The organism is Streptomyces lavendofoliae (assembly GCF_014649735.1).
In the GTDB taxonomy this organism is placed as follows: domain Bacteria; phylum Actinomycetota; class Actinomycetes; order Streptomycetales; family Streptomycetaceae; genus Streptomyces; species Streptomyces lavendofoliae.
The window spans coordinates 299221-318521 of sequence record NZ_BMTP01000009.1; the positions used below are offsets into that span (position 1 = coordinate 299221).

Consider the following 19301-nt stretch of genomic DNA (forward strand, 5'->3'; position numbering starts at 1 on the left):
CCCGGGGTGGTGCGGCGGTCAGCTCCTGGCGCAGGAGGCGCCGTTGAGGGTGAAGGCGGCGGGGACGCCGTTGCCGCCACCGGACTTGCCGCTGATGCCGAAGCTCACCGTTCCGCCCGCCGGGATCGTGCCGGTCCACGGTTCGGGGGTCGCGCGGACCTGGCTGCCCTGCTGGACGACCTTGGCGTTCCACGCGGAGTTGAGGGTCTGCCCACCGGGGAAGGCGAAGTCGAGCTGCCAGCCCGTGATGTCACGGGTGCCGGTGTTGCGGATGGTCACGTCGGCGTTGAAGCCGCCGGTCCACTCCTGGAGCCGGTAGGCGACGGCGCAGGCTCCGGCGGTGGGCCCGCCGGTGGTGGTGACGGTGACCGTGGCGGAGCGGGGCGAGCGGTTGCCGGCGGCGTCCCGGGCGTAGACGGCGAAGGTGTGGGCGGTGGCCGGGGCGAGGCCGGTCACCAGGGCGCCGGTGGTGGCGGTGGAGGTGACGCGGGTCTCCCGGGTGCCGTCGACGCGTATCACGTCATAGGCGGTGACACCGGTGTCGTCCGTGGAGGCCGCCCACGACAGCCGGGCTCCGGTGGAGGTCACGTCGGAGGCGGTGGGTGCGCCGGGAGCGGTGGGGGGCCGGGTGTCGCCGCTGTCGCCGGTGGCGTACACGCTCGCCTCGCGCGAGGTCTGCTTGATGCCGTCGGGGCCTTCGAAGAGGCGCCTGCCCCAGGCGGTCAGCCGGCTCGCGTCGAAGCCGGTCGCCAGGTCGAGGTACTCGACGCCGCCGCCGTTCCCGCTCCAGGACCAGCCCAGGTAGCCGAGGTTCAGCCCGCGGGAGGCCGCCATGATGGCGTCCTCGTCGGGGTTGCCGTCCGAGTGGTCGTCGCCGAACTCGCCCACCACGACGGGCAGCCGGCGGGCGACGAACCGGTCGAGGTAGTCCCGCACCTCCGCGGCGGTGTCGAACACGCCGTACATGTGGACGGAGAAGACGGTGTTGCGCTGCGGGTCGGCGGCGAAGACGGCCGGGGCGTTGTCCCGCATGGTGAAGGACCAGTCCTGGCCCCAGTTGGGGGCGTCCGCCATGAGGGTGTGTGTGAACCCGGCGGCCCGCATACGCGTGATCGCGTTGGTGGTGTCCGCGGTCCAGGCGGAGTGACCGACGTTTCCGTGCGGCTCGTTGCCGAGGTTCAGGATGACGTACTTCTCCTGCCCCTCGAGGGCGCTCCGGACCTCGATCCAGTAGTCGACCGCCCTGGACAGCGGGACCGCTCCGCTCTGCTCCCCGTACCCGGTGGTGTCATGGGCCTCCAGGACGCACACGAGGCGGTTGGCCCTGCACTGGCCGACGACCTTCGCGACGTCGGCGGAGTCGTTCTTGGTCCAGCGGTCCCCGGTACTGAGGACGATCCGCGCCGAGTTGGCCCCGAGCGCCTTGGTGTCGGCGAGCGCCTGCCCCGTCCTGGCGGCGTACCAGGCGTGGGCGTGGTTGACGCCCCGCATGACGAAGTCGTTGCCGTTCGCGTCGAGGAGGCGGCCGTCGCGTACGTGGAAGCCGGTGCCCGGCTCGGCGGCCTGTGCAGCGGGTGGGCCGGTGAACATGGTGGTGGCGAGGGCCAACAGCGCTCCCGCCGCGGTGGCCAGTTTCCTGCTCATGGGGTGCTCCCGGTTCGGTGGCGCGCACACCGCGGCTGAAGCGAGTTCGCGGCGTACGGCTGTCCTGATGTGGAGGATGCGGTGCGGTCGGCCCGGCGGAGTTCCCCGGCGGCGTGGAGGGGTTTTCCCGGCAGCCGTCGGGGAGGGGATCGCTTACCGGCGTCGGAGCCGACCGGTGTCCCGCTGCCGGTGCGGTCGTGCGGCTCTCACCGGGCAGCGGGATCAATGGCGCCGGGCCGGTCGCGCCTTTTCGCACGACCCGGTGTTCACAGCGGCCGATTCAACGGCCGCTCGGCGACTGGGGAAGAGGCTAGGGCTATGCGGCGGCCGAAACAAGAGAAAGTGCGGAACCGGTTAAGTTCAGTGGCCGGTGTCGTTCGGCCGGTCGCCGGGCACCGCGACCGTGGCGCGGAAGACGGTCCCCCGGCCCGATACGGCGACGCGTTCCCACGCGGGTACGTAGACGGCGCGGCCGGGCCCGATGGTCAAGGAGGCGCCGGCGGAGGCGACGTGGGCCTCGCCCTGGGTGCACAGGAGGATCTGCGGCGCGCCCGGGGCGAGCGGCCGGGGGCGGAGCGGGGTGGTGAGCACGAGCCGGGAGAGGCGGAAGTCGTCGACGGGCGCGGGGTAGACCTGCTCGTCGCCCTCCGCCCGGGGGACCAGGACAGGGGTGGGCAGCGCGCTGAAGCGGACCACCTTCAGCAGCTCGTCGGGGTCGACGTGCTTGCTCGTCAGGCCGCACCGCAGGACGTTGTCGGAGCTCGCCATGATCTCCACGCCGAGACCGGAGAGGTACGCGTGCGGGACGCCCGCGCCGAGGTGGAGGGCCTCACCCGGGGCGAGCCGCACGTACCGCAGCATCAGGGCGCCGAGAAGCCCGGGATCGCCGGGGTGGGCGCGCGCGATCGCCAGGTAGGCGCCGAGGTCCGCCCGGTGGGGGCCCTCGCGGGCCGCTTCGCGCGCGACCGCGCCGGTGACCTCGCCGACCAGGCCGGCGGGCGGCGAGAGGAACGCGGTGAACACCTCCCGCAGCGCGGCCTCGTCGTCGCCGTCGCGCAGCGCCGCGCCGAAGGGTCGCAAGCCCGGTACGTCCAGCCGGTCCAGCAGATCGGCGCACCCGCGCGGCGCCCGGAATCCGCAGAGGCCGTCGAACGGGGTGAGAGCGACGATCATCTCCGGCTTGTGGTGCCCGTCGCGGTAGTTGCGGTGCGGCGCGTCCACGGGCACGCCCAGGGCGTTCTCCACCGCGAAGCCCGCCGCGGCCTGGGCGAGGTCGGGGTGGACCTGGAGGGAGAGCGGGGCGTCGGCGGCGAGCAGCTTCAGCAGGAAGGGCAGCCGGGGTCCGAACCGGCGCAGGCCGGCCGACCCCAGCTCACGCGCGGGATCGGCGGCGATGACCCGGTCGAGCGGCAGCGTGTGGCCGTCGCGCTCGACGCGGGACGGCGCCGCGGGGTGGGCGCCCATCCACAGCTCGGCCTGGGGCTCCCCGGTGGGCGGCGTTCCCATGAGTTCGGGCAGCGCGGTGGTGGAGCCCCAGGCGTAGGGCTGGACGGTGTTGGTGAGGAGGTCCATGAGGTGTGCGTCCTGGCGTAGGGGGCGGGGGCTGTCGTGCGGACAGCCCCTGGGGCCTGTCTTCCGGATCTTGCGGGGCTCGCGCGATGTGCCCCGGCACGCGCGTCTGCCGTGTCGTAGTCGGTCGCCCGTGCTGGTCAGTGGCTCCCTCCTCCGCCTTGCGTCCGCACGCACCGGACCCGCTCCCGCATCCGGCGCGATCCGGCCCGATCCGAAAAGACAGGGCCCTAGGGGCGGCCGGCCGGCAGCCCGGGCGCGCCGCGGCCCGCCCCCGGCAGGCCGGTGGCAGCGGCGGCCGCCGCGCCGATCAGGCCGGCGTCCAGGGCGAGCCGCGCCGGGACGACCGGCACGCCGCGGGCGAAGTCGAGGACCGCGTAGCCGTCGAGGTGGCGGCGGAGCGGGCCGAACAGCGTCTCGCCGGCCTGGGCGACGCCCCCGCCGATCACCACCAGGTCGAGCTCCACCAGGGCGATCGTCGCGGCGATCCCCGCCGCCAGCGCCCTCGCGGCACGGTCGTAGGCGGCCAGCGCCCTGGTGTCGCCCTCGCGGGCCGCGGCGGCGACGGCCGCGGCCGTGGGGGCCGCGCCCGCCGGGGGCACCCACCCCGACTCCAGCGCGTGGGCGGCGATGGCCGTACCGCTGGCGAAGCGCTCCACGCAGCCGCGCGCCCCGCACGGGCACAGCGGGCCGTTCTGCTCCACGCTGATGTGGCCGATGTGCCCGGCGTTGCCGGAACCGCCCGCGTGCAGCGAACCGTTGAGGACCAGGCCGCCGCCCACCCCGGTGGAGACCACCATGCACAGGGCGTTGTCCACGCCTCGGGCGGCGCCCGTCCAGTGTTCGGCCGCCGCCATCGCGACCGCGTCCCCCACCAGCACGGGCCGGATGCCGTCGGGCACGCGCGCGTGGGCGCGGACCCGGTCCACGAGCGGGAACCCCCGCCAGGAGGGGATGTTCACCGGAGCGACCGTCCCGGCCGCGGTGTCCACGGGGCCCGCGCAGCCGACGCCCAGACAGGAGAGGCCGGCCCACTCCGGGCTCGCCGCCAGGTCGTCCAGCACGGCGTCGACCGCCGCCATCAGCTCCTCCGCCGAGCCCTGCGCCGGGGTGGCGCACTGGCTGCGGGCCACCAGGCGGCCGCCGGAGTCGATGAGCGCGCCGGCGATCTTCGTACCGCCGATGTCGAGTGCTCCGTAGACCATCGTGTCGGACCTTTCCTCACAGTGGGGCTCAGCGTGCGCCCGCCACTGTGCCTGCCTCTGACAACGTTGTCTAGTAAACCGGTTCAGTTAAGTCGGGGTTTAGTAAAACCCTTGCCGTATCGCCGGCCCCGGCTGGACCACGGGCCCTCCGCGCCCTCACGATCGGGCCACTCCTCCGATCCGTCCCCCAGTAAAAGGCAGCCGCTCCATGAGCCGATTCCCCACCTTCCCGCCGGAATTCGAATTCGGCGCGGCGACTTCCGCCTACCAGATCGAGGGAGCCGTGTCGGAGGACGGCCGAGGGCCGTCGATCTGGGACACCTTCTGCCGTCGTCCCGGCGCCGTCCTCGACGGCGGCGACGGTGACACGGCGTGCGGCCACTACCACCGCCACCGGGAGGACGTCTCGCTCCTCGCGGACCTCGGGGTGCGTTCGTACCGGTTCTCCGTGGCCTGGCCGCGCGTCCAGCCCACCGGCGCGGGACCGGCGAACCCCAAGGGCATCGACTTCTACTCCCGGCTCGTGGACGACCTGCTGCACGCCGGCATCACCCCGGCCGTCACGCTGTACCACTGGGATCTTCCGCAGGTCCTGGAGGACGCGGGCGGCTGGCGCTGCCGGGACACGGCCGCGCGCTTCGCCGAGTACACCGCCCTGGTCGCCGACGCACTGGGCGACCGCGTCCCGCGCTGGATCACGCTCAACGAACCCTGGTGCAGCGCCTTCCTGGGATACGCCGACGGGGAGCACGCGCCGGGCGCGCGAGAGGGAACCCCCGCCCTGGCGGCGGCCCACCACCTGCTGGTGGCCCACGGCCTGTCCCTGCGTGCCCTGCGGGCGGCCGGGGTGCGCGAGGCGGGCATCGCCCTCAATCTCACGCATGTGTCACCGGCCGGGACGCGCCCCGAGGACCGGGAGGCGGCCGTCCGCGCCGAGACCCAGCGCAATCTGATGTGGACCGAGCCGCTGCTGGCCGGCCGCTACCCCGCCACCGAAACCGACACCTGGGAGGAACTGATCGAGCGCCAGGACTTCCGCCGCGCCGGCGACCTCGACCTGATCTCCGCGCCGATGGACTTCCTCGGCATCAACTACTACACGCCGTCCACCGTCCGGGCGGCCCCCTACCGGGAGCCCGACCCGGGCCGCCGGCACGCGAGGGACAACCGCTTCGAGGAGGTTCCCGTCCCCGGGGCCCGGCGGACGGCGATGGGCTGGCCCGTCGTCCCCGGGACCCTCCGCTCGCTCCTGACGTCCCTGCGCGAGCGGTACGGCCCCGCCCTCCCGCCGGTCCACATCACGGAGAACGGCTCCGCCGAGCACGACACCCCGGCGGCGGACGGCACGGTGCACGACACCGACCGGATCGCCTACCTCCGGGCGCACCTCGGTGCGGTCGCGGACGCGATGGCCGACGGCGTGGACGTACGGGGTTACTACGTGTGGTCCCTGCTGGACAACTTCGAATGGTCCTACGGCTACAGCCGCCGGTTCGGCATCGTCCACGTGGACTACGCGACCCAGCGGCGCACCCCCAAGGCCAGTTACGCCTGGTACCGGGAGCTGATCGCGACGGCGGGGGCACGCGCGGGGCGGACCCGGTGAGGACGCCGGGCCATCTCGCGGCCGCGGCCGCTCACAGCCATCCGTTGCGCTGGGCGTGCAGGGCCATCTGGAAGCGGTTGGCGGCGCCGAGCCGGGCCATCAGGACCTGAAGGCGGCGGTAGAGCGTGCGGCGGCTGACGCCCAGTTCACGGGCGATGACGTCGTCGCCCGCACCGCCCGCGAGGAGCCACAGCAGACGGCGGTCGGCCGGTGGCAGTCCGCCGGGGCGGGTGGTGCGGCCGTGGAAGGGGAGGGCGTTCTGCCAGGACTGCTCGAACAGTGCGACGAGCGCGGAGAGCAGGCCGCACGGCTGCACCACGAGCATGGTGTTGTGCACGTCGGCCTCTTTGATCGACAACGACACCAGGGCGTACGCCTCGTCGATGACGACCAGCTTGACGGGCACCGACGGCAGCACCCTGGCCTGCTCGCCGGCGGCGACGCACGGCTCGATGACGTCCTTCAGGTGGCCCGGGTGCTCCAGCGACTCCCGCGAGTACACGACCCGCTGCGTCACGCCGCGGGCGAGGGTGGCCAGCGCGTCGTCCGTGGCGCCGGGCATGGGGAAGTACGGCGGGGACTCGAACTGCCGGATCTGCTCCCGCGCGCTCGCCCACGCGTGACGTATCCGGGGGCCGATGGCCTCGCCGGTGACGACCTCCACGACATCGCCGTTGTAGGCGGCGAGCCGCTGCCGCCGGAACGACTCGAACGCGCCCCCGACGGCGACGCGCGACTCCTCGATCTCGGTCGCCCGGTGCCGGGCGAGGATCTCCAGACCGGCGGCGGGCGGGACCGGGGCCACCACGTCCCCGTTCTCCTCGGCGGCGCTGGCCAGACCGGCGTCGACGAGGGTCGCGTACGCGGCGGTCAGTTCGGCGTCGCCCAGACCGGTCGCGGCGGCGATCGCGCGCAGTGGTGCGGGGGCCAGGTCGAGCAGCGCCAGGTACACCCGGGCGGCCGTGGCGCCGATGCCCAGCAACCGCAGGGCGTCGCCCAGTCTCGCGTTCGTCATACGCCGCATTATGGGCGGCCCGGCCGGGCCGCCCGGCGCCGCGGTGGCCGATCCGTGCCAGTGGCACGGCCCCGCACCGGGCGGGCGCGGCGCGGGATACCGTGCGCGAGCCGCCGACGACCGGCGGCACCGGGAAGACCCATCGAAAGACCTACCGGGAAGAAGGTGCACGCCGTGGCGAAAGGCCGCAAGAACGGGCTCTACTCGGGCATCTCCGAGGAACTCTCCGCCCTGATGCGGACGGGGTGGGCCGACACCGAGCGGCACGACCTGCGGCTCGGTGACCAGGCCCCGTACGCGGCCCGTCGCCGCGCCGCGCTCTCCGCGCGGTTCCCGGGCGAACGCCTGGTGATCCCCTCGGGCAACCTCAAGACCCGCTCGAACGACGATACGTACCCGTTCCGCCCCCACTCCGCCTACGTGCACATGACCGGGGACCGGGCCAGGGACGGCGCGCTCGTCCTGGAGCCCCGCGCGGACGGCGGCCACGACGCCTACTGCTACCAGTTGCCCAGGGACGGCAGGGACACCGACGAGTTCTGGACCGGCGCCACGTCCGAGCTGTGGATGGGCAGGCGCCGTTCCCTCGCCGAGTCGGAACTCGTGCTCGGACTGCCCTGCCGGGACGTCCGCACGGCCGCCGCCGACCTGGCCGCCGCCTCCCCGGCCCCGACCCGGATCGTGCGCGGGGTCGACCCCGCGCTGGAGGCCGCGGTCACCACGGACGAGGAGCGCGACGACGAACTGGAGGAGGCGCTCGGCGACCTCCGACTCGTCAAGGACGAGTGGGAGATCGCCGAACTCCGCAAGGCCGTGGACTCCACGGTGCGCGGGTTCACCGACGTGATCGGCGAGCTGTCCACGGCGGTCGCGACGTCCGAGCGGTGGATCGAGGGAACGTTCTTCCGCCGCGCCCGCCTCGAAGGCAACTCCGTCGGCTACGGCTCGATCTGCGCGGCCGGCGAGCACGCCACGATCATGCACTGGACCGACAACGACGGCCCGGTGCGCCCGGGGGACCTGCTCCTGCTCGACGCCGGCGTGGAGACGCACACCCTCTACACCGCCGACGTCACGCGCACGCTGCCGGTCAGCGGCACCTTCACACCCCTCCAGCGCACGGTCTACGACGCGGTGTACGACGCCCAGGAGGCGGGCATGGCGGCCGTCAAGCCGGGTGCCGCGTACCGGGACTTCCACGAGGCGTCCCAGCGTCACCTGGCGGCCCGGCTGGTCGAGTGGGGCTTCATCGCGGGCCCGGCGGAGCGGGCGTACGAGCTGGGTCTCCAGCGCCGCTTCACCATGGCGGGCACCGGCCACATGCTCGGGCTGGACGTCCACGACTGCGCGCACGCGCGCAACGAGGAGTACGTCGACGGCGTGCTGGCACCGGGCATGGTGCTCACCGTCGAGCCCGGCCTGTACTTCCAGCCGGACGACCTCACCGTGCCCGAGGAGTGGCGCGGCATCGGGGTCCGGATCGAGGACGACCTGCTCGTGACCGAGGACGGCCACGAGAACCTGTCGGCGGGCCTGCCGCGGTCGTCGGGCGACGTCGAGGAGTGGATGGCCCGGCTCGCGGGCTGAGCCCGCCGGGGGACCGGCGCCCGGCGCGGCTCCACCGGCCGGAGGGGCCGGGCCGGGACGCGGCGCGTGGTGTGCTCGCGGGTCCACCCCGCCGCACGGAGGGCGCGGTGGGCGGAGGCGCCGCGCGCGCCGCGACGCGGGCGACGCCCCCGGGCCCGGAGCCCGTCCGAGGCGCGGTCCCGTCCTCAGCGGGAGGTGTCGAGCACCAGCTTGCCGGTGGTCCTGCGGGCGCGGAGGTCCTCGTGCGCCCGGGCCGCCTCGCCCAGCGGGTAGACACCGCCGACCCGCGGCGCCAGCCGTCCGTCGCCGACCATCGCCAGCAGCTCGGCCATCGGCTCCCGGTACATGCCGGGACGCCCGATGGCGTGCATCAGCCAGAAGCCCACGACCGCCCGGGAGCGCCCCATCAGCTGCGCGGCGTGCACGGGCTGCGGGGCCTGGCGGCCCGCCATGCCGTACGTGACGAGCCGGCCGAACGGCGCGAGCGCGGCGAGGGACTCCTCGAAGACCGGACCGCCCGTCATCTCCAGGACGACGTCCACCTTCCGGCCCCCGTTGGCCTCCGTCAGCCGGTCCTTCAACCCGTCCGGGGCGGAGTCGACGGCGACGTCCGCGCCGAGGGAGAGGGCGAGTTGGCGTTTCTCCGGTGTGGAGGCGGTGGCGATCACGCGCCCGGCCCCGAACGCCTTCGCCAGCTGCACGGCGATCGAGCCGGTGCCGCCCGCGGCGGCGTGCACGACGAGCGACTCGCCCTCGGCCACGCGCCCCGAGGTGCGCAGCAGGTGCCAGGCGGTGAGGCCCTGCACGATCAGCGCCAGGGCCTCCCCGTCGCCCACCGCGTCGGGGACGTCGATCGCCAGGTCCTCCCGGACCGACGCCTTCTCGGCGTAGCCGCCGTAGTTGTCCGCGAGGGCGACGATCCGCCGCCCGTCCTCCGTGCGGCCGACCACCTCGCCGCCCGGGATCATGGGCAGGGCGGAACGGGACAGGTACGAGTCCTCGACCGCGTGCGTGTCGGCGTAGTTGACGCCGGCCGCCGAGACGTCGATCAGCAGGCGGCCGGGCTCGGGTACCGGGTCGGGCACCTCCACCAGCCGCAGCACTTCCGGTCCGCCGAACTCGGTGACGTGTACCGCTCGCACAGTCGCTCCTCACTTCCCTGGCATGTCCGCGCGGGGGCGCCCCGCGGAGCCCCCGGCGCCACGTTCCCATCAGGTGAGAGGGATTACCAACTGCTCAGTATGTGAACTGTGCCACTCATCTGCGCGTACGGTGCCGCCGCTCACGCGCCCCGGCGCCGCCCCGGTGTCCCGCCCCGCCCGGCCGCCCCATCCGGCCGCCGCGTGGTGGGGGGCCCGTCGCCGGAGGGCGTGCCGTCGCCGGCGACCGGCCCGGCACGCCGGCCGGCGACCGGCCCGACGTCCCCGCCCACCCGCCGCCCGTGGGCGGCGCGCACGCCCCGGGCACCCGGCCCGAGCAGCCGGCCGGGACGGGACCCGCTCTCCGCCGGCCGCGCCGCCCCCGCCGGCCGGGCCGCACCCGCGCCGCCGGGCGCCCGGCCCCGGACCCCGCCCCGCGCCCGGCCCGCCCGGTCCGGACACGGGCGCCGGGGCGGCGACAGCAGCGCGTGCGCCATGACGAGCAGCACACCCGCGCCGTTGGCCAGCCCGCCGACCACGTCGCTCGGATGGTGCATGCCCCGGTACAGGCGGGACACCGCCACGGCCGGCGGCACGGCCAGCAGCAGACCGGCCGCGGCGTACCGCCACGGCCCCCGCAGCCGGTTGACCACGAGCACGGCCAGCCCGCCGTACAGCGCGAGGGACGCCCCCGCGTGCCCGGACGGGAAGCTCGACGTCGGCGGGGCGGCGTCCAGGCGCGGCACATCGGGGCGCGGCCGGTCCACGCACGCCGTGACCAGCAGGAAGAGCGCCGACTGCGCGGCGACCGACCCCACCAGGAACAGCGCCTCCGCCCAGCGCGGGGCACGGGGCAGCACGATCAGCGCGACGACGCACACGAGCGTGACACCGATGACGCTCTCGGTGGAGGCGAGGAACGTCAGCCACTCCGTGACGGCCGACGCCGTACCACCGCGCCGCCCGGCGAACCAGGTACTGACACCGTCCTCCGCCGACAGGGGCCACCACGCCGCCGCCGGGCCGGTGACGAGCAGACCCGCGCCCACCAACAGCAACCCCTGGAACGGCAACCACACCAGCGAGCCCATCCGTCCGGCGGCCGCACCGCTTCCCGTCGTCATGGCCGTCTTGTTGCCCGAGGCGCCCGGGCGAACCGTGACGACGCTGGGACTCACGCGGCCGGGGAACAAGGATCGGGCCTCTCCGGCCGCCCGTCCCGCACCAGTTCCGCGTTGAACTGCGCGCCGGCCAGCAACACCACGTGGGACACCCACAGCCACACCAGGAACGCCACCACTCCCGCCAGTGAGCCGTAGAGGCGGTCGTACGTGGCGATGTGTGCGGCGTAGAACGCGAAGCCCATCGACGCGAGCAGCCACAGCAGCACCGCCAGCGTCCCGCCCGCCACCGTCTGCCGCACACCGCGCGACTCGGGAGGGCCCGACCGGAACAGCAGCAGGACCAGGGCGACGACCACCGCCAGCAGCAGCGGCCACCGCAAACCGGCCCAGACGAACGCCGCCTGATGGTCCGTCCCCGTCCCCCGGCCGATGGCCCTGGCGATCCGCTCGGCGGCGGTCAGCGTCAGCACGCCGCTGACCAGCAGGGCCAGCACGGTCACCGCCCTGAGCAGGATGGCGGGGAACGTCCGCCACGCCGGACGGCAGTCGGGAACGCCGTACATCGCGTGCAGCGCGCGCCGGAACACGGCCAGGTAGCTGGACGCGGACCACAGGGCGGCGCCGCCGGTGAGCACGACCAGCATCCAGCGGACCGACGCCTGCTCCTGCGAACCGCCCAGGGCCTGCGCCAGTACCGGGCGGGCCGCCTTCGGCACGAAGGCCCCCAGCTGCGTGACGACCTCCTGGGGCGAACCCGTCCCGAGCAGCGCGAGGGAGAAGACGATGACCAGAAGCGCCGGGAAGACCGCCAGGACCGCGTAGTACGTCAGCGCCGCCGCCCAGTCGGTGAGGTCGTCCTCCCAGACGGCGACCGGCGTACGGGCCAGGGCCCTGGTGTACGCGCCGGGTTCGCGCCGGCCCGGCGCCGAGCCGTTCGCGGGGACACCGATCGTCATGAAACCACCGCTCCGTTCAGGCCTGGCCGCGACCCGGCCGCCGCCTCCCGGCAGGAGACCGGCGGCGTCCCCTTCCTGCTGCCCCGCGCCGGCGGTGTCACGCCACGCCACGGCGTCGACGCCGTGGCACCGGACGAGCGCGCCCGCCCGCCCGGACCGGCGAGCGTCCGCCGGGATTCCCGGCCGTCCGAGCGGTGATGAGGAGAACATGACGACACCGGAGACGCGCACCAGGCTGCAGCAGCTCGAGGACCGGCTCGCCGAGCGGACACCGCCGCCGCTCGACGGCCAGACCCGCATCCCGCTGCCCCCGCCCACCACGGCGGACGCCGGGAACGAGGGGAGCGGGGGGAACCAGGGGAGCGAGGCGACCGGCAGGGGCGACGGGAACGACGCGGACGGCGGGAACGACGCGGACGGCGGGAACGACGCGGACGACGGCACCGCGGCGCCCTGACCGGCCCCGCTGTCGCCGGAACGGCGGCGCGCCCCCAACCCCGACGGAGCGGGGGCGCCGGCCCTCCTCGGCCTTCGGTCCTACGACCCGGGCCGCATGACAGGCGGCGCCGGGAGATCGACAATGCCCCTATGAGCACCGTCCCCGTCACGACCCAGGCCTATCTCGACCGCATAGGGGCCGCACGTCCGTCCCGCCCCGACACCCGCGCCCTGCGCGACCTGCACCTGCGGCACCTGCTGACGGTGCCGTTCGAGAACCTCTCGATCCACCTCGGCGAGGACATCGTCCTGGAGGAGAAGGCGCTGCTCGACAAGGTCGTCCACGCCCGGCGCGGCGGATTCTGCTACGAGTTGGGCGGCTCGTTCGCCGCGCTGCTGCGCGACCTCGGCTTCCGGGTCGACTTCCTCCAGGCGCGGACCTTCGGCCGCGAGGGCGGGCCCGGTATCCCGTACGACCACCTGGCGCTGCGCGTCGGGACGGACGACGGCACCGGGCCCTGGCTCGTGGACGTCGGCTTCGGAGACCACAGCCACTACCCCCTCGCTCTGGAGGAGCGCGGGGACCAGGAGGACCCGGGCGGGGTGTTCCGCGTCGTCGAGACCGCCGAGGGCGACCTGGACGTCCTGCGGAACGGGGAGGCGCGGTACCGTCTCGAGCGGCGGTCGCGGTCGCTGTCCGACTTCGCGGCCGGCGCCTGGTACCACCGCACGTCCCCGGAGTCGCACTTCACCCGGTCCCCCGTCTGCTCGCTGCTCACCGAGGACGGCCGCGTCACCCTCAGCGGCCGGAAGCTGGTCACCACCGTGGACGGGCGGCGCGCGGAACGGAACCTGGAGGGTGACGCCGAGACGCTGGCCGTCTACCGCGACCTCTTCGGCATCGTCCTGGACCGGCTGCCGGCCGTGCCGGGCGCCCCCGCCGCCGGGCGGGACGGGGGACCCGGCGCCGTTCAGAGCCCGGCGACCCTGGAGTTCGCGGAGAGCTCGTAGACCAGCGTGACCGTGCGGCGGCCGTCGGGCGGGAGCGCGAGGTTCCACCGGGCGATGCCCTCGGCGTCGATCGCGTCGGGCGCCGGCGAGCAGGCCGCCTCGCGCAGCCGTACGTCCACCGCCGACGTCTCGGAGACCGGGATCCGCTCGCGCAGGGCGATCACCCGCTCCCCGGCCTCCCCGGGGGCGGAGAACCGCGACAGGTGCACCCGGACCGTGCGGGTCACCACCGTCCGCTGCGTGAGCCCGGCCGAGTCGCGGGACTCCTCGGTCTCCCGCACCACCCGGTGGTCGTCGCAGCTGCCGAAGGCCAGCTCGAAGGGCGCGCCGGGAACGGTGAAGTCCAGCGTGCCGCGCCCGGCGAACCCGCTGCCGCGCACCAGGTCCACCGGCCCGGCGAGCAGCGCGTGACCGGACAGGTTGTCGCCCCGCACCACCTGGGTGACCAGCGGGGACAGCTCGGGCGAGCAGGCATACTCGCTGCTCGCGGCCGTGGTGAAGGCGGACAGCGGCACCCGGTGCGCCCGGCCGTCCGCCGGAACGGAGACGGGCGCGGGGGAGTGCAGTACCCGTGCCTCGCCGCCGTCGTCGACCCCCGGCAGACCGAGCACCGGGGCGGGGCCCAGTTCCCCGATCTCCTCCTCGCGCACCTCGACGTCGACGGTACGCCGCTCCGCCGTCGAACGGTCCTTGAGCGTCAGCCGGTCCTCGCCGAGCCGCGGGGGTTCGCCGGCCAGGGCCGACCGGGCCGTGGACAGCGTCAGCCGTACGCCGGACCAGTCCTCGCCGGTGCGCTGCCAGACCATCGCGTCGGTCTCCAGCGTCAGGGAGCCCCCGTCGAGCACGGCCCGGTACGCGGGCCGCCACAGCGCGCACGGGGTGAGGTGGCTCAGGCGCAGCCGTACCGGCCCGGCGACCGCGGCCTCCACGGTCAGCTCGACGTGGCCGACCAGCTCGGTGGGCTCTCCCTCGGCCAGGTCCATGGCCCGCTGGGTCTCCCCGAGTTCCGCGGCGAGGCCGGCCAGCCGGGCCTCCGCGGCGCGCAGCGACTCGCCGCAGGAGTCGCGCTCCGCGTCCACCCGGTCCAGTTCCCGCGCCCAGCGGGACGCCGCGGTCTCCCCGGCGCCGGCGCCTTCGCCGATCTCCCGGAGCAGGTCGGTGGCGAGGCCGCCGAGGAGGCCGAGGCGGGCGCGCAGCCGGTCGCGGCGCTGCTCCAGGGCGAGCCGCTCCTCCTCCAGGGTGCGGACGCGCAGGCGCAGGGCTGAGTCGTCGTCGGCGGACGGCCCCGGCCCGCGCGGCGCCCAGGTCCGGACGATCCGCGCGTCCAGCACGGTCGCGGCGTGGCCGGCGGTCAACTCGGCGTGGAGGGTGCGGTCGACCGCCAGGGCACCGACCGGCCCGAGGCGCAACCGCTGGACGCCGGCCTCCAGGTCGAGAACGGCGGTGCGCTCGACGTGGGCGCGGTCCTCCAGACAGGTGACGGCGGTGACGGGGAGGGGGATCGGCGTCAAGTCCGTGGTCATGGCGTGTGTCAGCTCCTGCGGTTGCCGCCGACCAGGGCCTTGCCGGCCGGAATGCGGATCTCGTAGCCGCCGTCGAGGGCGGCGGTGCCGCCGGCGGGCAGGTCCACCCGCCGGACGCGGGTGCCGGGGGCGTGGTGCTCGGGGCCCGCGCCGGGCTCGGGAACCGTCCAGCCCGGTCGCTCCTCGATGCGGACGTCCGGTTCGGAGGTGACGGGCACCCGCTCGCGGACCTCGACCGTGACGGGCCTCGCGAGCCGGTTGGCCAGCTCCACGTGGACCCGGTGGTCGAGCACGGTGATGTTGTTGCGCAGGCCCGACGTGGACTCGTGCACGTTCGCGCGGCGGGTGACCCGGACGCCCTCGGCCGGTCCGAGGCCCACCCGGCGGACGGCTCCGGGGGCGAGCGTGGGCAGCGCGGCGGTCAGCAGGAACTCGTCGTCGACCGTCACCTCCACCGGTCCGGCCAGCAGGGCCTGGTCGGTGGCGTTGGAGAGCACCAGCGTCGCGTACACGGCCTGCTCGACCGACGGCACGCACAGGTACTCGGTGCGCAGGCCGACCGGGATCTCCCCGACGGTGACGGTGTGCCAGGTGCCGTCCGACGGGACGTCGGCACGGGCGGCGGCGTCGAAGCGGTGGTCGAAGGAGCCCGCCGACTCGCGGGGCCGTACGGCGTGTCCGGGCAGCGGCAGCGCGGCCACCGCGTCGGCGCGGCGGCGGTACTCGGCCGCCACCGCGTCGAAGGGGGCGTCGGGGAACAGCCTGCCCCGGCGGTCGGCCCGTTCGTCCGGGCCGCGCAGGACGAGGGAGGCGTAGTCGAGTTCGGCGCCGCTCGGCCGCGGCGGGCCGGCCTCCGGTGCCGCCGGCCCGGGCGGTGCCACCGGTGCCGGAGGGGGAGGCCCGCCGGGGGCGCCGGGCGCCAGGGGGGCGGGGGCCGGGAGCGACCTGCCGCCGACGCGTGACCTGCCGGCCGGGCGTGCCCCGGCCGGCCGCGCGGGAGCGGGCATCGCGCCGCCGAAGGTCTCCGCCGAGGCGCCGGCCGCGCCGCCGGGCATCGGGAAGGCGGCGGTCGGCGGCCCACCGTAGGCCTGCGGCGCGGGCGGTGGCGGGGGCGGAACGGGACCGGTCACGGAGCCGGTCGCGCCGGCCACGGGTACGGCGCCGGCCGCGACGGGCGGAGACACCGGGCCGCCGCCCGGCCGGGGGCCGGCCGCGTCGTACCCGGCGAACAGGTCGCCGAGCCCCGCGGGCGGTTCGCGCCAGCCGGAAGGGGCGGGAGGGGGCTGCCGGCGGCCGATCCGCAGGGAGCGGAGTCGGGGCAGGTCGGTGCGGCGCCGCAGGTCGGCGGTGGCCAGGGCGATGCGTACGCCGGTCCAGTCCTCGCCGGTGCGCTGCGCGACCGAGGCGCGCAGCACCAGGCGCCCGGTGCCGTCGCCCTGGCGGTGACCGAGACGGTAGGTGGGCACCCAGACGGCGCCGGGCACCCCGTACTCCAGCTCCAGCCCCACCTCCCCGCCTCCGGCGTCGGGGCCGGTGCCGTCGAGGGTCACCACCGCGCAGACCGTCGTCTCCACGTGCGCCGACGGCGCGTCGGTGGAGGCGCGGGCGAGCCTGTCGCTCGCGACGGACAGCTCGTGCGCGACGCGGCGCAGTGCCTCCTCCAGCTCGGCGAGGCGCGCGTGCAGCCCTGCCAGCCGCTCGTCGACGAAGTCGGCGAGCTCCAGCCACGCGTCGACCGGGGTCAGGCGGTGCGGGTCCTCCCGCCTGCGCGGCGGCGGGACCGGGCGAAGCGCCCTGACCTCCTCGACGAGCCCCAGCTGCCGGTCCCGACGGGCCTGCGCGGCCGCGTACTCCTCGTGCAGCCGCTCGACCTCCCGCCGCAACTCGTCGGGCGTGCCGGTGCCGGTGCCGTGCGGCTCGGCCTCGATCTCCACGCGAGCCCCGGTGACGCGCACCCCGGGTGCGCCGAGCACCCGGGCCCGCAGCGAACCGGGGTCCACGGAGCGGGGCAGTCCCGTCACCCGCACACGGCCGTCCGGCGGCACGCAGCCCCGGGCCAGGCGGTGACAGACCGCGCCCCGCGCGTACACCACGACCGAATCCAGGGTCGACGCCCACCGAGGTGCTGTCCCAGCCGTCATGTTCTCCGCCCCCACCGCGTCCTTGGCTGAGCGAAGCCTACGCCGGAGGGTTCCACGCCCACGCGCCGATCCCGGGTTCCGGCCCGCCGGCCGCGCGCGTGGCAGGAGCCCAGCCCCGGGCGACGCCGGGCTGTGGGGCGGAGCGCGGGGCGGGGCCGGGCGCGGGCCTACGACGTGACGGAGGCGCCCGTGGGCGCGTGATCGGCCTCCGGCTCCTGCGGCGGCTCACCGAGCTGCTCGCGCAGGTAGTTCCAGACCACCGCGATCAGCGCGGCCACGGGCACCGCGAGGAGGCTGCCCACGACTCCGGCCAGGCTGCCGCCCAGCGTCACCGCGAGCAGGATCACGGCCGCGTGCAGGCCGAGGCCACGGCTCTGGATCATCGGCTGGAACACATTGCCCTCGAGCTGCTGCACCACGATGATGATCGCCAGCACGAGCAGCGCGTCGGTCGGACCGTTCGACACCAGCGCGATGAGTACGGCGACGAACCCCGCGAACAGCGCGCCCACGATGGGGACGAACGCGGACACGAAGGTCAGCACCGCCAGCGGGAGGACCAGCGGAACTCCCAGGATCCACAGGCCGAGACCGATGAAGACGGCGTCGAGCAGACCGACCAGCGCCTGGGACCGCACGAACGCGCCCAGCGTCTCCCAGCACCGCGCGGCCACGACCGGGACGTCGGTGGCGAGCCGGCCCGGGAGCTGACGGGTCAGCCAGGGCAGGAACTTCGGGCCGTCCTTGAGGAAGAAGAACATCAGGAACAGTGCCAGGACCGTGGTGACCACACCGCTGAACACGGTGCTCATCCCGGTGACCAGGGCGGTGACCATGCTGCCGACGCTCTTCTGCACACGGGCGACACCGGCGTCGAAAGCGCCGGCTATCTGCTCGTCGCCGATGTTCAGCGGCGGCCCGGCGGCCCACTCGCGCAACCTCTGCACGCCCTCGCCCACCCCCTTGGCCAGCTCGCCGGACTGCGACGCGACCGGCACCGCGATGAGCGCCACGACCCCTGCCACCACCAGGAGGAACAACACCGTCACCGTCGCCGCGGCCGGCGCCGGGCGCCACCCGTGCCGCCGCAGGAATCGCGTCAGGGGCCAGGTCAGCGTGGTGAGCAGGAGCCCCACGACGAGCGGCCACACGATCGGCCACATCCGACCCAGGAACCACACGGCCACCGCAGCCATGACAAGGACCAACAACAACTCGGCGGAGACGCGCGCCGATGTGCGCAGCGCGGCGGCGGCTTTCGTGGCATTCAACGTGGCAGACATGGGCGTCAGCCTACTGACACCGTTCTCCCGGGCCGTCGGACGAGGGAACGGGCGACGGCGACGGCACCCCGGCTCGCACCCGGTAACCGGGGCGGCACGGCGATCACGACGGCCCGCTCGGCGCGCCCCTGCGCACGCCCCGGATCTCGGCGGCCGTCACCGGGGCGAGGCGTGACCGCCGGCCGGGTCGCGGCAACACGACCCGCGCGGCGGGCCGTTCGCCCACGCGCGCCCGGTGCGACAGCGCCGGACACCCCGAAGGCGGATACCCCGACGCCGGGTACCCCGAAGGGGCCGCCCGTGCGGAAGGTGATCCGTCGGGACGGCGCGAGGAGTGAGCGGGGCGCTCCTGGGCACCCGGACGCCATGCAGGGACTCCGCGCGCTCGTCATGCCCGTCGCGTCACCTCCGCCGGCGCACCTCGCACGGCGGCGTGCCCGCCACCGCCGCCCGAGCCGGCCGGGGAACAGGTGGCACCGTCTCGTCGTCGCCTACCGGGACATCGACTTCCTGGCCGGACCGAACCCCCAGGACGACGACGGCGGCGTGCAGGACCTGCTGCTGGTGCACGTCCGGAAGGTGGTCGGGCGCGTGACGTACCGGATCTGCGCCGCCTGCGCCACGGGAACCATCACCGCCGTGGAGGTGGACGACCCGTTGGTGAACTCCGGGCTGCCCACCAGGGCGGTGGCGCACTTGCGCAGCCGGTATCCGGACCTCGCCTGGACCACGACGCTCCAGCGGCGTCTCACGCGGGACCTGTTCCGGCGCATGCGCGTGCTGACCACCGCCGACAGCCGCTGCCCGCACGGCTGACCGCCGCCCGGCCTCGGTGGTGGGCGGCCCCCGGAGCGGGACGCTCGAGGGGGAGATCCGGGCCCGGCTCCTGGGAGCCGCCGTCGCGGGCCCGGCGCCGCAGCGCCGGCCTCCCTAGGGGGCCGCGCGCCCCCGGAGCGCGGCCTGCCACGCGGGCGCCGGCTCCTCGGCGTCAGGCCGCCCGCGGTGGCCGCCTCGGGCGAAGAAGTCGGTGAGGGGGAGGATGGCCGCGCCGACGGTCACG

The 19301-nt window shown here is 75.2% G+C and carries 15 protein-coding genes; 5 read left to right on the top strand and 10 right to left on the bottom strand.

Annotated elements, in window-relative coordinates; all coding sequences use genetic code 11:
* Positions 1–18 precede the first annotated feature (18 nt).
* The 3 genes from IE109_RS19245 to IE109_RS19255 form a co-directional block, all read right to left on the bottom strand.
* Positions 19–1644: a cellulase family glycosylhydrolase gene (locus tag IE109_RS19245; RefSeq protein WP_189552147.1), complete on the bottom strand. Its 1626-nt coding sequence runs from the start codon at positions 1642–1644 to the stop codon at positions 19–21.
* A gap of 360 nt (positions 1645–2004) precedes the next feature.
* Entirely contained in the window at positions 2005–3216 is a 1212-nt protein-coding gene (gene manA, locus IE109_RS19250; protein WP_189552148.1) for a mannose-6-phosphate isomerase, class I, read from the bottom strand.
* A 227-nt stretch (positions 3217–3443) separates the two neighbouring features.
* On the bottom strand, positions 3444–4418 hold the full coding sequence (locus tag IE109_RS19255; RefSeq protein ID WP_189552149.1) for an ROK family protein: 975 nt from the start codon (positions 4416–4418) through the stop codon (positions 3444–3446).
* 208 nt (positions 4419–4626) lie between these two features.
* Between IE109_RS19255 and IE109_RS19260 the strand changes: the two genes are divergently transcribed.
* The gene (locus tag IE109_RS19260) at positions 4627–6024 is read left to right on the top strand and encodes a GH1 family beta-glucosidase (RefSeq protein WP_189552150.1); all 1398 of its coding nucleotides are present in this window, start codon (positions 4627–4629) and stop codon (positions 6022–6024) included.
* A gap of 31 nt (positions 6025–6055) precedes the next feature.
* Here the strand turns inward: IE109_RS19260 and IE109_RS19265 are convergent, their stop codons facing one another.
* The gene (locus IE109_RS19265; RefSeq protein ID WP_189552151.1) at positions 6056–7039 is read right to left on the bottom strand and encodes a helix-turn-helix domain-containing protein; all 984 of its coding nucleotides are present in this window, start codon (positions 7037–7039) and stop codon (positions 6056–6058) included.
* Between the two features lie 174 nt (positions 7040–7213).
* Between IE109_RS19265 and IE109_RS19270 the strand changes: the two genes are divergently transcribed.
* Positions 7214–8626, top strand: a complete 1413-nt coding sequence (locus tag IE109_RS19270; RefSeq protein ID WP_189552152.1) for an aminopeptidase P family protein — start codon at positions 7214–7216, stop codon at positions 8624–8626.
* Positions 8627–8811: 185 nt separating this feature from the next.
* Here the strand turns inward: IE109_RS19270 and IE109_RS19275 are convergent, their stop codons facing one another.
* The 3 genes from IE109_RS19275 to IE109_RS19285 form a co-directional block, all read right to left on the bottom strand.
* A complete protein-coding gene (locus IE109_RS19275) occupies positions 8812–9768 on the bottom strand; it encodes a quinone oxidoreductase family protein (protein WP_189552153.1) in 957 nt (318 codons plus the stop codon).
* Between the two features lie 140 nt (positions 9769–9908).
* A complete protein-coding gene (locus tag IE109_RS19280; RefSeq protein WP_189552154.1) occupies positions 9909–10889 on the bottom strand; it encodes a phosphatase PAP2 family protein in 981 nt (326 codons plus the stop codon).
* A 50-nt stretch (positions 10890–10939) separates the two neighbouring features.
* A complete protein-coding gene (locus IE109_RS19285) occupies positions 10940–11845 on the bottom strand; it encodes a YihY/virulence factor BrkB family protein (protein WP_189552155.1) in 906 nt (301 codons plus the stop codon).
* A 208-nt stretch (positions 11846–12053) separates the two neighbouring features.
* Between IE109_RS19285 and IE109_RS19290 the strand changes: the two genes are divergently transcribed.
* Together IE109_RS19290 and IE109_RS19295 are read left to right on the top strand one after the other, a co-directional pair.
* A complete protein-coding gene (locus IE109_RS19290; RefSeq protein ID WP_189552156.1) occupies positions 12054–12302 on the top strand; it encodes a hypothetical protein in 249 nt (82 codons plus the stop codon).
* Positions 12303–12433: 131 nt separating this feature from the next.
* Positions 12434–13294, top strand: a complete 861-nt coding sequence (locus tag IE109_RS19295) for an arylamine N-acetyltransferase family protein (RefSeq protein WP_189552157.1) — start codon at positions 12434–12436, stop codon at positions 13292–13294.
* On the opposite strand, the gene IE109_RS19300 is transcribed toward IE109_RS19295, so the two are convergent.
* From IE109_RS19300 to IE109_RS19310, 3 genes are all read right to left on the bottom strand, one after another.
* Positions 13255–14817 carry a mucoidy inhibitor MuiA family protein gene (locus IE109_RS19300; protein WP_189552158.1) on the bottom strand — a complete coding sequence of 521 codons (1563 nt, stop codon included), beginning with the start codon at positions 14815–14817 and terminating at the stop codon, positions 13255–13257. The two genes, IE109_RS19295 and IE109_RS19300, sit on opposite strands and share 40 nt — an antisense overlap.
* An 8-nt stretch (positions 14818–14825) precedes the next feature.
* Complete coding sequence (locus tag IE109_RS19305; RefSeq protein ID WP_189552159.1) at positions 14826–16958, bottom strand: DUF4139 domain-containing protein; 2133 nt, start codon at positions 16956–16958, stop codon at positions 14826–14828.
* A gap of 167 nt (positions 16959–17125) precedes the next feature.
* Positions 17126–18241 (bottom strand): AI-2E family transporter, encoded by a 1116-nt coding sequence (locus IE109_RS19310; RefSeq protein ID WP_189552160.1) that lies wholly within the window; start codon positions 18239–18241, stop codon positions 17126–17128.
* 366 nt (positions 18242–18607) lie between these two features.
* Between IE109_RS19310 and IE109_RS19315 the strand changes: the two genes are divergently transcribed.
* Positions 18608–19057 (top strand): hypothetical protein, encoded by a 450-nt coding sequence (locus IE109_RS19315; RefSeq protein WP_229891251.1) that lies wholly within the window; start codon positions 18608–18610, stop codon positions 19055–19057.
* Positions 19058–19301 lie beyond the last annotated feature (244 nt).

What these genes read in the sequence shown, in the direction of transcription:
- IE109_RS19245 (WP_189552147.1), bottom strand. Translation starts at nt 1,644, where the DNA reads ATGAGCAGGAAACTGGCCACCGCGGCGGGAGCGCTGTTGGCCCTCGCC.
- manA (WP_189552148.1), bottom strand. Translation starts at nt 3,216, where the DNA reads ATGGACCTCCTCACCAACACCGTCCAGCCCTACGCCTGGGGCTCCACC.
- IE109_RS19255 (WP_189552149.1), bottom strand. Translation starts at nt 4,418, where the DNA reads ATGGTCTACGGAGCACTCGACATCGGCGGTACGAAGATCGCCGGCGCG.
- IE109_RS19260 (WP_189552150.1), top strand. Translation starts at nt 4,627, where the DNA reads ATGAGCCGATTCCCCACCTTCCCGCCGGAATTCGAATTCGGCGCGGCG.
- IE109_RS19265 (WP_189552151.1), bottom strand. Translation starts at nt 7,039, where the DNA reads ATGACGAACGCGAGACTGGGCGACGCCCTGCGGTTGCTGGGCATCGGC.
- IE109_RS19280 (WP_189552154.1), bottom strand. Translation starts at nt 10,889, where the DNA reads ATGACGACGGGAAGCGGTGCGGCCGCCGGACGGATGGGCTCGCTGGTG.
- IE109_RS19285 (WP_189552155.1), bottom strand. Translation starts at nt 11,845, where the DNA reads ATGACGATCGGTGTCCCCGCGAACGGCTCGGCGCCGGGCCGGCGCGAA.
- IE109_RS19290 (WP_189552156.1), top strand. Translation starts at nt 12,054, where the DNA reads ATGACGACACCGGAGACGCGCACCAGGCTGCAGCAGCTCGAGGACCGG.
- IE109_RS19295 (WP_189552157.1), top strand. Translation starts at nt 12,434, where the DNA reads ATGAGCACCGTCCCCGTCACGACCCAGGCCTATCTCGACCGCATAGGG.
- IE109_RS19300 (WP_189552158.1), bottom strand. Translation starts at nt 14,817, where the DNA reads ATGACCACGGACTTGACGCCGATCCCCCTCCCCGTCACCGCCGTCACC.
- IE109_RS19305 (WP_189552159.1), bottom strand. Translation starts at nt 16,958, where the DNA reads ATGACGGCTGGGACAGCACCTCGGTGGGCGTCGACCCTGGATTCGGTC.
- IE109_RS19310 (WP_189552160.1), bottom strand. Translation starts at nt 18,241, where the DNA reads ATGTCTGCCACGTTGAATGCCACGAAAGCCGCCGCCGCGCTGCGCACA.
- IE109_RS19315 (WP_229891251.1), top strand. Translation starts at nt 18,608, where the DNA reads ATGCAGGGACTCCGCGCGCTCGTCATGCCCGTCGCGTCACCTCCGCCG.